At 37.6% G+C, this 13,517-nt stretch carries 12 protein-coding genes and 1 pseudogene; 6 read left to right on the forward strand and 7 right to left on the reverse strand.

Annotated features, from left to right (window positions below):
- Positions 1-253: 253 nt before the first annotated feature.
- Both AAEU30_RS16180 and AAEU30_RS16185 read right to left on the reverse strand, forming a co-directional pair.
- Positions 254-892 (reverse strand): RpiB/LacA/LacB family sugar-phosphate isomerase, encoded by a 639-nt coding sequence (locus AAEU30_RS16180; RefSeq protein WP_421961385.1) that lies wholly within the window; start codon positions 890-892, stop codon positions 254-256.
- Positions 893-1,022: 130 nt separating this feature from the next.
- Complete coding sequence (locus AAEU30_RS16185) at positions 1,023-1,379, reverse strand: hypothetical protein (protein WP_421961386.1); 357 nt, start codon at positions 1,377-1,379, stop codon at positions 1,023-1,025.
- 384 nt (positions 1,380-1,763) lie between these two features.
- Here AAEU30_RS16185 and AAEU30_RS16190 point away from each other — a divergent pair, with 384 nt between their 5' ends.
- A complete protein-coding gene (locus AAEU30_RS16190; RefSeq protein ID WP_421961387.1) occupies positions 1,764-1,964 on the forward strand; it encodes a hypothetical protein in 201 nt (66 codons plus the stop codon).
- A gap of 625 nt (positions 1,965-2,589) precedes the next feature.
- On the opposite strand, the gene AAEU30_RS16195 is transcribed toward AAEU30_RS16190, so the two are convergent.
- Together AAEU30_RS16195 and AAEU30_RS16200 are read right to left on the reverse strand one after the other, a co-directional pair.
- The gene (locus AAEU30_RS16195; protein ID WP_421961388.1) at positions 2,590-3,996 is read right to left on the reverse strand and encodes a sensor histidine kinase; all 1,407 of its coding nucleotides are present in this window, start codon (positions 3,994-3,996) and stop codon (positions 2,590-2,592) included.
- The gene (locus tag AAEU30_RS16200) at positions 3,996-4,670 is read right to left on the reverse strand and encodes a response regulator transcription factor (RefSeq protein WP_058429029.1); all 675 of its coding nucleotides are present in this window, start codon (positions 4,668-4,670) and stop codon (positions 3,996-3,998) included. The genes AAEU30_RS16195 and AAEU30_RS16200 overlap by 1 nt, the downstream gene beginning before the upstream one ends.
- Positions 4,671-4,842: 172 nt before the next feature.
- Here AAEU30_RS16200 and AAEU30_RS16205 point away from each other — a divergent pair, with 172 nt between their 5' ends.
- Genes AAEU30_RS16205 through AAEU30_RS16215 form a run of 3 tightly spaced genes read left to right on the forward strand, consistent with a single transcriptional unit; the run spans position 4,843 to position 8,828 of the window.
- Positions 4,843-6,798 (forward strand): LTA synthase family protein, encoded by a 1,956-nt coding sequence (locus AAEU30_RS16205; RefSeq protein ID WP_421961389.1) that lies wholly within the window; start codon positions 4,843-4,845, stop codon positions 6,796-6,798.
- 2 nt (positions 6,799-6,800) lie between these two features.
- Entirely contained in the window at positions 6,801-8,429 is a 1,629-nt protein-coding gene (locus AAEU30_RS16210) for a phosphoethanolamine transferase (protein ID WP_421961390.1), read from the forward strand.
- A gap of 12 nt (positions 8,430-8,441) precedes the next feature.
- Positions 8,442-8,828 carry a diacylglycerol kinase gene (locus AAEU30_RS16215; protein WP_421961391.1) on the forward strand — a complete coding sequence of 129 codons (387 nt, stop codon included), beginning with the start codon at positions 8,442-8,444 and terminating at the stop codon, positions 8,826-8,828.
- Between the two features lie 98 nt (positions 8,829-8,926).
- Here AAEU30_RS16215 and AAEU30_RS16220 read toward each other — a convergent pair.
- The 3 genes and pseudogenes from AAEU30_RS16220 to AAEU30_RS16230 all read right to left on the reverse strand — a co-directional run bounded on the left by AAEU30_RS16220 (position 8,927) and on the right by AAEU30_RS16230 (position 11,566).
- Positions 8,927-9,522 (reverse strand): annotated as a pseudogene (locus AAEU30_RS16220) (tyrosine-type recombinase/integrase).
- 306 nt (positions 9,523-9,828) lie between these two features.
- Positions 9,829-10,443, reverse strand: coding sequence for a response regulator (locus tag AAEU30_RS16225; protein ID WP_421961392.1), 615 nt, complete (start codon positions 10,441-10,443; stop codon positions 9,829-9,831).
- Positions 10,421-11,566, reverse strand: coding sequence for a sensor histidine kinase (locus tag AAEU30_RS16230; RefSeq protein WP_421961393.1), 1,146 nt, complete (start codon positions 11,564-11,566; stop codon positions 10,421-10,423). The genes AAEU30_RS16225 and AAEU30_RS16230 overlap by 23 nt, the downstream gene beginning before the upstream one ends.
- A 149-nt stretch (positions 11,567-11,715) precedes the next feature.
- Here AAEU30_RS16230 and AAEU30_RS16235 point away from each other — a divergent pair, with 149 nt between their 5' ends.
- Both AAEU30_RS16235 and AAEU30_RS16240 read left to right on the forward strand, forming a co-directional pair.
- Positions 11,716-12,870, forward strand: a complete 1,155-nt coding sequence (locus AAEU30_RS16235; RefSeq protein ID WP_421961394.1) for an acyltransferase family protein — start codon at positions 11,716-11,718, stop codon at positions 12,868-12,870.
- An 85-nt stretch (positions 12,871-12,955) separates the two neighbouring features.
- The gene (locus AAEU30_RS16240) at positions 12,956-13,261 is read left to right on the forward strand and encodes a hypothetical protein (protein ID WP_421961395.1); all 306 of its coding nucleotides are present in this window, start codon (positions 12,956-12,958) and stop codon (positions 13,259-13,261) included.
- The last annotated feature ends 256 nt before the right edge of the window (positions 13,262-13,517 follow it).

Here is a 13,517-nt window from a genome sequence, read left to right on the forward strand (position 1 = left end):
TTTTCATACTTGTTTATCAGGAGAGTATTACTATTGTGCCAAGAAGCTCAGGCGTAAATGGAATGGTTGGCTTCTAAAGATACCTTTATGTTTTGAGCACGGGTAGATGATAATTGGGAATTAGTAAACAATTTAATAAGTAAACTAATCGCCTACGAAGCTCCACCAGCTGAAGCTGATAGTAATGTTATCAATAAAAAAACCCTCAAGTTGGGGTTAACTCAAGGGCTATTATGTAAATGTTTGTCGTTTACTAAGCTAATAGAGACTTAACATAATCAATAATTTCTTGATCTTGACCATTTTCAAATAAACACGCTTGGAAACGCTCACCTGATACCGCGGTTTTAATTAATTCTTGATCAACATTTCTCAATGAATCAACATAGCTGCGACTCGCTAAAGCAGATTTCACTTGAGTTAGAATTGATGCATTCTTAACTTGAGGTTCTTTACGTTCTACAGGGTAACCCGCTCCGCGCTCACCAGTAAGTGCTTTTTCAAAGATATAGCGCGCGTTTAATTCAGCGCCCCAACCAAATCCTTTAGCAAACGGCAGTGCTAACGCGTTACCGTTGTTTACTTGGTTAAACAAAAAGGCGTCAGATGGATCAATACAATAGCCACAGAATACACCGTCATGAGCATTCAAAGACATCATTGCACCTTGACCCGTACCACATCCTGCGAATACAAAATCAACGGCTTTAGCGTTAATTAAAATCCCCGCCATAATACCTAGATGTACGTATGTTAAATGGTGATCATTTTCGCTATTCATACCCACGTTAAAGACACTGTGCTCTAACGGTAAAGCAACACTTTCAAGCTCGTTTAAGATAATTGGGTTTTTAGCCGCTTGACTATTTTCAAACATTAACGCTATTTTCATGACTGATTTTACACCTTTGTGAGTGAATATGATTTAAGTGTATCATTAGTTTCTGAAGAAATTAACATATAAAGGGCGAAGAATAGCCCATTAACGCGTTAACCTCGTTTAAACCCCTTATGATTTAAAGCTATTGAAGCAAATATAATGAGGATCTGTAAAAAAACTTGATGCTTGTATTTGCTAAAGAAAATTTAGCTTTTATGTCATTCAAAATATGCTTCTTGAAGAGCCTTTTATCTAAATAAATGAATGATGTATGCAAATTAAAATTAAACACAACACGACCTCTGGGAAAGTTGTAGTAGTCTGTATTATGCTGGTTTAAAGCAAATTGCTCATAGATTAGGTTTTCTTCCCATTCGACTTGGTGTTGCAAATAGCTATCTACAAAACCCAGCCTATCCCGCGTTACTTCTATGGCATTTTGAGTTTTATAAACTAATGTGTTTTCAACAAACCAAAAGATACCGACTTTGTTATTCATGGAGGGCTCCTAAATTTATATCTCCCTCACGACTCGGACAAATACGGTTTAGAACCCTTCTAAGAAACTTTTAACGTATATAAAGAAATGGAATTTATATATATGTTAGCTAGTTTATGTATAGTTTTATAAAAAATTTATACATATTAAAACTGGCTCGGAAAACCCTCTCGAACTTTTAAAAACATGTCAACTTAACTCCTGACACATCCTCTAAAGGTACCAGCTTGATTTGATACTATGATAGCAATTAACAATAAAAAACCTTCATAAATGCGATTATTGTGACAATTAAATAACGCTGTAATGCTTTGCTGTCACGTAATGGAGCCATAAAAGCTAAACCAATAGATTGCTATATTAATAGCAATGAGAGAGGCAAATATGTTATCACTTTATACCGCTTATGATTTACAAGTGGATCTAAAAGTGTTTATCAAATCGGTTCGGAAAAAAGATAAACTCGGTGTTCAAAAGCTGGCTGCTCTCTCTGGGGTAGCTTACGCGACGATCCGCAAGTTTGAGTCATCTGGCAACATCTCATTGCGCCAGTTTCTCATGCTTTATGAGAAGTCGGTGATTTAAAAAAATGAAAGAGCTGACAGAGTCGTCTGAGCCTGAGTTTAAATCAGTGGAGGATGTGCTTCGAAATGCTTAAATCAGCCCTAACCGTAAAACGAGCACTTAGCACAGGTGAAAAGATACTTATCGGCAAATTGGTTGAAAATAGTAAGCAAAGCTTTTTTCAATTTGATGAGGATTATTTAAGCGCTCACCCAACCTCTCTGGCTCCGTTCAATTTAAAGGCTGATACAAGCCTCCAAGAAGTCCCTAGAGAAACAAGGCATTTTTGAAACGGTTCCCTTTTTTACCATCAATTGACCCCCTTACATTTAATAACCACCTATAAATCACCATAATTGGTGATTGTATAAGCATCACGACAAAACTACCCATTGGCGAGTTCCCTATTAACTCAGAGGTCGGCTTTGAACGATTGAACTCAGGGCGTGTAGCTGACGGTCGAACAAACTCGTTTTTGGACAAAAACGAGTTAGAGGCTCTGTACCATGTATAGAGATAACAACATCCTGCTAAACCGCAGAAATGGAGTTGATTGTTTGATAGCTGCTAGTAAAATTAAGTATTTAGGAGTCTCATTACATAATTGCACTCCCCAGCCTTTATTTCTATGTAGGTGCTAAATAAGCTAATCCGTGTTTAAGGCTAAAGAGAATGTGATTTTTTTGTCACTAACTTCTGCACTTAATTGCGCATCAATTGCTTTACTAAGCGTTTTAGCGATTGATAACCCCAATCCAAAGTTGTCATTCGATGTTCTTGAAGTGTCTTTTTGCCATAAAGGGTCAAATAATTGGTCGATATCGTTATCATTTAAAGGTTCAATAAGGGAGTTACTAACTGATAGTATTAAACGTTTTTCTTTTGCAGCCTTCGTGGAGACTAAAATTTTTGAATCTAGTGGACTGTATTGTTTCGCGTTGTTAACTAAATTACTAATAATTGATTCGAGGGCAAACAAGTTGCTCATAATTGCTGGTGCATTCTCATTCAACTCCAAATTTACACGCGATAAATTATGGTTTTCCAGTACTCTAATAATAACTTGATTTAAATCACAAGCATCTTGTTTTATTAACTTACCATCACTGTATTTATGTAATAGCAATAAGTTCGAAACGATATTTTTAAGCCGTAAACTTATTTTCAACGCTTCTGGCTTAAAATCCTCATTGAGTTCTATCTCATTTGGAAACCTGATAGCAACTTCTGCCATATTTATAAGTTCGGCAATGGGCGTTTTTATTTCATGGGCAATATCGGATGTAAGTCGCTTTTCCCTTAGGTAAAGTTGTCTATTCTCTTTAATAAAGGCGTTCAAACTTTCAACAATAGGCAAGAGCTCTTTAACTGGCTCTTGTATAAATATCTGTGAACCTTCACTGGTAATACTTAACTGACTGATATCTTGGTTGAGTTTAATTAATGGCGCAAGTGATGTATCTATCGCCTTGCGGACAAATAATCGAATAAATACAATAACTGTAATTGTGGTCACTATAAAAATAACGTCAATCAACCAAAGTACAAAATCAACTTCCTCAGAAGACGATGCATAAGCTAAAGTCAGTGGCTCATCATTTGTTTTTTTATATGTATCTTCTGATGTATTGTCTTTTCCTTGTGGTATAAAACGACTATAAAACACTCGACCATCTCGGCCATCAGGTAATTGTAAAGGGCGTATTTTTGATTCGCCAATCTCCAAGTCTTCAAATGGTAAGTTTTTAACCTCAAATAAATCTAAACTTTTGGAGCGAGTGAAAGTCCCTTCTTTGCTCCATATTTGAAAGTACTCAGGCTCTATTTCCCCTGCGAACTCGGGCATAAACTCACTAGAAAAACTAAACGAAAAACCTTCATCAGTTTTATGTACTAAGGTCATTAACATACCTGCTTTGGATTGCAGGCTGCGATCAAACTCATTGTCTATCCAACTATCAACAGCAATGTCGGTTGCTAACAAAATGCATAAAACAAAGCCTGTTATAGTTACCGAGAGTGTAACAACTAATTTACTGCGAATAGATTTCATTATTGTCCTTGTACAATATAACCAAAACCACGCTTGGTCTGAATTGGCAGCTCCCCTCCTGCAACTCTTACTTTTTTGCGAGCAGATGATAAATGAGCTTCAATCGAGTTCTTTGATATCAAATCATATTGCCCTGCAAGGTAGGTACTTAGCTTCTCAGCACTAAACACTTTATTTTGATTGCTAAATAAACATTCGACAATTTTGTACTCGTTGGGTGTTAAGTCAATAACATTGTCAGCCACTTTTAGCAGTTTTAACTGTAAATTCAGTGCTAAATTATCAATAGTTATGATATCACTCATCATCTTCAATCCACCACGGCGCATTAAATTTAATAGTCGAGCGTGGAGCTCATCAAATGAAAAGGGTTTAGTAAGGTAATCATCCGCTCCAGTTAAAAGCCCTAAAACACGGTCTTCAGGTTCTTGCTTAGCTGACAAAATTAAGACTTTAGAATCAAGCTGTTTGGTTCTTATGGTTTGCAATAAAGTAATACCATCGATACTCGGTAACATAATATCAAGTATTATAAGCTCATACTCACCCGTCATCGCCATACTCAGCCCTTGTGCACCATCACCGGTGTCATCAACCGCAAAGCCTAGATTTGCTAAGCCAATTCGTAAACTACGCCTTAGTGACGCTGAATCTTCAATTATTAATAACTTCATGTGTTACTCATTCACCTGAAATGCATCTTCATCATTAGGTTACGCCATATAGCTTAAGTTTTACTTAAGACTTGCTTAAGTTTCCATAGTTTAGCCAATATTAAGTTTAGACTCAGGATTTCTTAAGTTTCGGTTTTTAGTATTGCTGCAATTATTAAGATCGAGCACAACTATGACAGCAAATACTTCCGTTTTAAAACCCTTGTTGCGTTTTACTATTATATTGATATCAATCTTTATAACTTTCCGCATTGCTTTATTGTTTTGGCAACATTCAAGATTAAATGATGGTGATATCTGGCCGGTCATATCAGGAGCAATCAGAATAGACTTAAGTAGCATTGGATACTTAGCAACTATTGGGGTTTTTATACTGATACTGCATGTAGTTGCACGCCCTAAAACAGAGCTGTTCCAGCGTATTTTTACACTTTACGGTAGCGTCGTTGTAACTGTAGTTGTTATTGTTGAAGCATCAACACCTGCATTCATCAATCAATATGATGTAAGGCCTAACCGATTATATATTGAATACCTTGATTACCCACAAGAAGTCTTCTCAATGTTAGTGCATGGCCACCTTTTAGCAATGCTAAGTACATTGCTTTTGGCTACGTTAACAAGCGTTTATAGCTATCGCCTTTTATGTAGAGCATTCACACAACCACAGTCACTGAAAAAAGCATCCAATTTATCCATTCTAATGGCTGCTTTAATAATCTGCTTATTTGCTGCCAGAGGTACATTGAGTCACCGGCCGCTTAACCCTGCATTAGTCTATTTTTCTCAAGATTCACTAGTAAACTCACTTGTTCTTAACTCCACTTACAGTGTTGCGTTTGCGCTGAAAAACATAGGTAACGAAAAAAGTGCCAGTAATTTGTATGGCACAATGTCTCGTCAAAAAATTATAGATACGGTCAAAAAGGCTTCTTATCGAAAACAGTTTGTCGCTGGAAATATTCCAACCTTGGCGCACAACAAGCCTTTTGTGTCTGGTGTTAAAAAAAACTTAGTTATAATACTTGAGGAAAGTTTAGGTGCCCGATTTGTTGGAGAACTTGGTGGGTTAGATATTACGCCTGAACTTGATAAGCTATATCAACAAGGGTGGGGGTTTGACAACCTTTATGCTACGGGCACGCGCTCTGTAAGAGGTATTGAAGCAATTACCACAGGTTTTACACCATCACCATCTCGCTCAGTAGTTAAACTATCTAAATCACAGCATAACTTTTTTTCACTAGCGGATGTATTGAGCCAAGAAGGTTACAAAACACAGTTTATCTACGGCGGTGAAAGCCATTTTGACAATATGAAAAGCTTTTTCCTAGGAAACGGGTTTAACGATATTGTTGATATTAACCATATTGACAATCCCCAGTTTATCTCCTCTTGGGGGGTCAGTGATGAGGACTTATTTAATCAAGCAGATAAAGAACTGACTAAATTAAGTAATTCGACAGAGCCATTTTTTAGTCTTGTATTTACTTCTAGTAACCACGATCCGTTTGATATACCACAAGGCAAAGTATCGCTACCTACAGGGCATGATCCTGAAAACTATAAACGCGACCTTGCAATTAAGTATGCCGATTACGCACTAGGGAAATTTATAAATAAAGCAAAAACACAGTCTTACTGGGAAAACACCGTATTTTTGGTTGTGGCAGACCATGATGTGCGTGTTTTTGGCTCTGAACCTGTCCCTTTGAAGTCTTTTCATATACCGGCTGTTATTTTAAACAGCGATATGAAAAGCAAACGTGATCCAAGACTCGTTAGTCAAATTGATCTACCTGTTACTTTGTTGTCACTTTTAGGAATTGACCAAGCAACCCCTATGCTGGGCTTTGATCTCACTAAAGATTATCCAGTTGAACGTGCAATGATGCAGTACTACGATAATTTTGCATACCTAGAAAATGATCGCGCTGTCATCCTAATGCCAAATCAACAAACCAGCTATTGGCGCTATAACAAACAAACCAAAATACAAGAAAAAAATGAACAGCAAAACGTTGATCAAACGTTGGCTGAAAAAGCACTCTCTCATGTGTTATTTAGCAACTTAGCTTACACTGAGCAGCTTTATCGTTTAGCTGATAAAAGTAGTGATAAGGAATAACTATGAAAATTGCTTTTAAAAGATTTTGTATTTCGTCTTGGCAAGCAAGTTACAGCCAATTTGTTTGCTTAGTTTCAATGTATATCGTTATCACATTTAATGGCTTGTTTTTATACAATACTTTTATGGCTGCAACACAGTCAGGGCATGTAAATTGGCTTTTTATCGCGTCTGTCCCTTTATTGCTTTTCTCATTGACTGTTTTAGTTTTAAGTTGGTTGTCCTTAATTACTTTTGTTAAACCTATACTTCTATTTAGTGTTTTAGTTTGCTCATTGTTGTTTTATTCAACACTTAATTATGGCGTTATTTTTGACAAGAGTATGTTACAAAATATTGTTGAAACAAATTCAGGTGAAGCATTTTCATACTTAAACTTTCAGCTTGTGTTATTTACTTTTTTATTGGGGGTTGTACCTACTTACTTATTTTCCAAGTTCACAATTATTGGGAGTTTTAGAGTACGTTTAAAAAGTTTTATGAAGCTAAATCTATCAGCTTTGCTCTGTTGTGCCTTAATCGCTGTACCCTTTTATAAAGAGTACGCTTCTGTTGGCCGCAACAACCGACAGCTAACAAGTTATATCACCCCGTTTGCATTCTATACAGCAAGTTATAAATACCTGAGAGATAATTACTTTTATCCACCATTACCTTTCAAGGTACTCGATAATTTGCCCACTTTAAAAAATAAAACGAGCACCTCGCTAACTGTAATGGTTGTCGGGGAAACAGCTCGGGCGGCTAACTTTTCACTACAAGGCTATAGTCGAACAACGAATGCGTATACTCCCAAGTTAGGCGTAAAGTATTTTAGTGATGTTTCAGCATGTGGAACGGCGACGGCTATTTCAGTCCCCTGTATGTTTTCACGACTGAACCGCAAAGAATATGATTCTCGGCTTGCTAGTAGTCAAGAAAATGCTCTAGACATTATTCAGCGTAGTGGTGTTGAAGTAACATGGATTGATAATAACAGCAGCTGTAAAGGAGTGTGTGCTCGCATTAAATCAGACAACATTGAGCCAAATAAAGAACATCAGTTATGTGATGGTCATTACTGTTTTGATGAAATATTAGTTACGAAACTAGCAGACAAGATAGCTACTAGTAACGCTAAACATAAATTGGTTGTTCTGCATATGATAGGCTCACATGGACCAACTTATTATCGTCGTTACCCTGAACACGAAAGTTTGTTTAAACCTGATTGCTCTCGAAGCGATATTCAGAACTGTAGTACAACTGAACTAACAAACACATATGATAATACTATCGCATACACAGACAAGGTGTTGAGCCAGTTGATAAAAGTATTACAAACAAGTAACGAAACGAAGAAGTCACTCCTATATGTGTCAGATCATGGTGAGTCACTTGGTGAGAAAGGTTTATACCTTCACGGGTTTCCATATGCATTAGCACCAAGCGAGCAAACCCATATTCCAATGATTTTTTGGAGTAATAAACTCGCTGACTCTAAATTTAATCATTGTATTGAGTTACAACGCTCAAAAGTATTTTCACACGACAATATTTTTGACACTTTACTTGGCTTAACTCAAGTAAGCAGCAGTCAATACCAACCTGAATACGATATTTTTAACGGCTGTAAGGCCCTAAGTCTATAAAGAGAGTTTCCAATGCAATTTGATAGTGCAAATAAGCCATCAGGTATTAATCGAGTAGTTTTAGCTTTAAAAAATTCACAGCGTGCATTTAAATGGCTTGCTAAAAATGAAGCTGCTTTTAAACAAGAGCTTTTTTTACTCGCTTTATCGGTAACTATTATTTCGATTTGGCAGATAGGTATTTACGAAAAGGTCATGCTACTAATCTCTGTTTTATTTGTGATATTCGCAGAGGTTGTTAATACAGCAATAGAAGCAACAATTGACAGAGTTGGCTTAGAGATTCATCCATTGTCAGGTCTCGCTAAAGATTTAGGCTCCGCAGCAGTATTAATTGCGCTATTGATATGTTCATTCGTCTGGATTGCTGTATTTATAAGCTATATTGGTTATTTGTAAAATTTATCCAATCTCAATGATCGCTTATCGCTCATTTGAGACCGTCGCCTAAACTCATTCTGGGGCAAAGGCAGCTTGGGGTTGCTGCCTATACTAAATTAACAATCCGTTTCTCTGGGTATCTTAATTGCATCTTCAATTTCAATTCCGAGATATCTAATGGTGTTATCAATTTTTGTATGGCCAAGCAGTAACTGAACAGCCCTTATATTTTTGGTTCGAGCATAAACCAATGTCGCTTTGGTTCTTCGCATTGAGTGAGTTCCATATGATCAGAATCAAGCCCTAACTGCTCAGCCCAACTCCTGATAATAGACCTGTAATATGAATAGCTTATTGGTTGATTAGAGCGACGTAAACTCCGGAACAAATAATCTTTAGGTTGCAATTTAACTTCTTGAACCCAACGGCTAATACTTTGTTGTGTTCTCGGCGTTATCTCAAATTGAACTTCGATCCCTGTTTTCTTTTGTGTCCATTGCACCCTCTCAAAAACTTGATCTTGAGTAGCGACATCTCGAACTTTTAAAGACAGTAAATCACATGATCTTAATTTACTATCTAAAGCCAAATTGAGTAACGCTAATTGCATCAAGTTGTTTTGAATTTCGATTCGAGTGCGAATACGCCAAATCTCTTCCAGCTTGAAAGGACGTTTCACACCAGTAGCATTGTGATTTAGTTCTGGTTTCATAGTGACCTCCTATTTAAAAGTTACTATGAGGATAGCGAATGTATTAATGATTAGGGTTTGGGCAGTTATGAGTTAGGGTCGACGGGCGGTTCGGTGCCATGAGCAGACTGAAGATCTTTAATGTCTGAAATCAAGATTTGGGTGATGCCAATCATACTCATTGCTAGGTCACAAAAAGTGGAACGCCAAGAAAAGCTCGCATGGATAGTCGCCGGTTTGTTTATTAGTTAGTTTTATTTACTCTTATTTATGTTGATTACACCACTTAAGCCTAATCAAAAATAGTAATTTGGTCTTGTTCGCGTGTTAAATTAGGTTTTGATTAATGGCTTTTATAACGGCCTGAGTGCGGTCTTTTACGTCTAATTTGGCAAGAATTTGTGACACATGATTACGAATAGTCCCCTCAGAGTTATCTAATTTTTTGGCAATCACTTTGTTTGGCATACCTAAAGACAAACACTGCAATACGGTTTGTTCTTTGTCCGTTAAGCTGAGCTGAGGGCTTAGTTGCTTTTTGAGTAAAAAATCAGTCACCGCACTTTGCAATACTCGCTCACCTGCAACGACCTGCTTAATAGCGCTAATGAGTTCTTCAAGTTCAATGTTTTTTAGCACATATCCACGAGCACCTAGATTAAGGGCTTTGACTAATACATCACAATCTTCAAATGTGGTGATGATCAGCACAGGGGTTTTATCACCCTTTTCATGCATTTTTTGCAGCACGCCGAGCCCATCTAAATTCGGCATTCTCATATCGAGTAAAGCAATGTCAAAACTATGCTCAGCTAATAGTGTAAGCGCTTGTAAGCCATCTTCAGCTTGGGCTTCGATATTAATGGCGTTATCAAGGTTAAGTAAATTAGCGAGGCCTAAACGAACTAATGTCTGATCTTCAACTAGTAAGCACTTTATCATGGCTTTTTTCTTCTAAGTTTAGTGGTAGTGTCATGGTATTTATCAGTGTTTCTTGCTCAAGGTGTTGTGAAAATTCACCGCCAAATTGTGCCATTCGCTCATTTAATCCTGCTAATCCGTTCCCTTGTTTTGGTAAATGGGTCTCTGGTTGATTGTGATACGCTTTTGCAACTAACAGCAGCTGTTCGTCAACGTGGGTGACATTTACATGCAAAGTAAAATGGTTTGCTTGGGTATGTTTAAGGGTGTTGCTGATCATCTCTTGGGTAAACCGCAATACACAAAGGGCGTAGTCTTGAGGGAGCTGCTCTGTCTCCTTACTTAGTTGGAGATCACAGTGTAAATTAGGTGTTAGTTCGCAAATGGCCTCAAGAGCTTGCTTAAGTATCGTTTTGTTATTGCGTTGAGTGGAAACGATTTCGCGCACCTCAGCCAATACTTCTTGGCTAAGTTGGTGACAAAGAGAGAGGGTTTCAACGGTGGCTTCATTTGCTGCTCTTTTAGCAAAATCTAAATTAATGCTGAGCGCGGTAAGCTTATGGCCGAGTGAGTCATGGAGCTCGCGTGATATATTTTGTCGCTCTTGCGCTGCATGCATCACCCCCATCATGTGTTGGGTGGCTTTTAACTCTTTGTAGTTTTGGCGGGATTGGTAATGTGTATTTAAACTTTCGACAATCCGGCGACTGACAAACCAATTCATCAAGCAAAAGAAAAACCAAATTGTAAACGTGATCCAAGGAATGCCATTTTCCCAGCGCGAATAATGCGTTAAACCATACACCAGCATGGCGGCCACAACGCAAGCCAGTATTTTAGGAAGCGAAAAATGAGGACTAAAAACCGCGGTAAACATCACTAGGTGGATAAAAACTAAGGATGTTGAACTCAGTTGTATCATTGCCAAAATAAGCAGGAAATAGCCAAGTGCTACGCCGTGAACAAATTTGTTAGGCTGTTTTAACACATACAGCAAAATAGCTAAAATGGAACCACTTACTATGATTTGCAAATATAGCGCTAATTCTGAGTTGGCATAATAGGCACACGCCGATGTCACCCCAAGCCACGATGCCAATGTTGAGAAATGCCAATCGGTTGTATGTCGTATAGTTGATTCCATTACTATGGCCATATTTTTTAGCAATTATTGCAGAACTCGCGATGTAAAAACAGTGACATCTGTCATAGCTCGGGCTATGAGCTTTGTGACTAGTGCCATTATGCCTCATTCATTTATGCTTTATTAATAAAAATTAGTTGGGCACATTAATGAATAAAGACAGTCGATTACATTACATTGATAATTTACGCAGCCTCGCGCTATTGCTTGGCATCGTATTTCATGCCGCTTTAGCCTACAGTCCGTTCTTTAGCAATATTTGGTTTACGGCAGACCCAAGCACACGTGATCTATTTGATTATATTACACATACGCTGCACTTATTTCGGATGCCGTTATTTTTTATTATTGCAGGGTTTTGCAGTGCACTTTTAATAGATAAATCGAGCAACGCGCGCTTTTTACATCATCGCAGTAAACATATTCTACTGCCTTTTATTGTATTTTTACCGTTAAGCTTTGCCGTTTACTACCATGCCTTGAGTTTTGGAGCCGGTATAGCTAATCCAATACCGCCGATTTTTGCTGTGTTTAAAGTTATTAAAGAGCCTGTTGTTAGCACTATGCACTTATGGTTTTTGTGGAACTTATTCCAGTTTTGCTTAATTCATTGGTTGTTGAAAACAACTAACTTATTAGGTAATAAATTCGATGGGCTTAGCGTTCACCCTTTATTTATGTGGCTTGTACTTCCCATCGTGTTAACGCTTTCTTTGATGGGGCAATCTATTCCATTCCCAGCTCCCGATAAACTCACGCCACAGTTATGGTCGTATGGTTTTTACGGCAGTTTTTATTGGTTAGGAGTGGGGCTTTATAAAAAACAGCAGCTCATTTGGTCATATCATAAGTACTTATGGCCTCTTATTTTGGGTGTTGCAATATCACTGACTGGTTACTTTTCTTTATTACCAGCTGCGCCAAGCTTAGATGAAGTGATTGCCGCCGCAACAACAGGTTATTTTGCCGCAGCGGGAGAGCTACATGTATTGCATGTTTTATCACAAGGACTGAGTGTTATTTTATTAACCGCCATAACGTTTTTACTTGGGCATCGTTTTTTAAATCACCAAAATAAGCTCAGCCGCAGCATTTCAAACGCGTCATATTGGGTTTACTTGATACATGTGCCGGTGTTGATCTATATTCAGGTTCCATTGATTAATACTAATTTGCCAGTTTTAGTAAAGTTTATAGTTAGCGTGGTGGTAACATTACTTATAGGTCAAATAAGTTATTTATTATTAGTTAAAAATACGTGGTTGGGCGCATTACTTAACGGGAGGCGAACCAAGAAAAGGTAATACAGTCAGCTAAAATGTCGTCACTTGGTAATGACTTAAAAGCGACAAAACTGACACATTAATAGCTACATAAAGGAATATTATTATGCAAGCAATAACAATCAAATCGACAACCGCCACGATTCAACAAGGGGCGATTAAAGCCGACGGCAAATTTTGGCTAACCAACACTGATATTCATTTTGCACCGTTTAATGCACAATTTGGGTTAGGGCCTTATACGTTTTCACGGCGTGAAATTGTAAAAGTGAGTAAGTGCAATGGTAAAGTTGCGGGTATTTTGCCTTATACACATGATGCAATTGAAGTCGTATTAAAAAATGGCAATAAATATCAATTCATTGTGTCAAACGCAGATGAATGGATTAAATTACTTACTCATAGCGCATAGCGCAATCGCTCTGAGCCTTTGCTTGTGTTGCCACTATTACAAAAGCTCGTGCCCATTAGTTTTGAAAAAGCCAACGAGGATCAAATCTTGACTTCAGACATCAAAACTTTTGATTGACTGCTTCGCTCAAAGTCGACCTATAGAGTATTTACGTTAACTCATAAAGGAGCAAAGGCGAGTTATATTTATAACCCGCCTTTGGACACTCTTTAGCTTTGCGCTAATATGAAAGCGGACTTAGAATCCAAACTTATGA

Origin of the sequence: Pseudoalteromonas mucoides, from assembly GCF_049257175.1 — a bacterium.
In the GTDB taxonomy this organism is placed as follows: domain Bacteria; phylum Pseudomonadota; class Gammaproteobacteria; order Enterobacterales; family Alteromonadaceae; genus Pseudoalteromonas.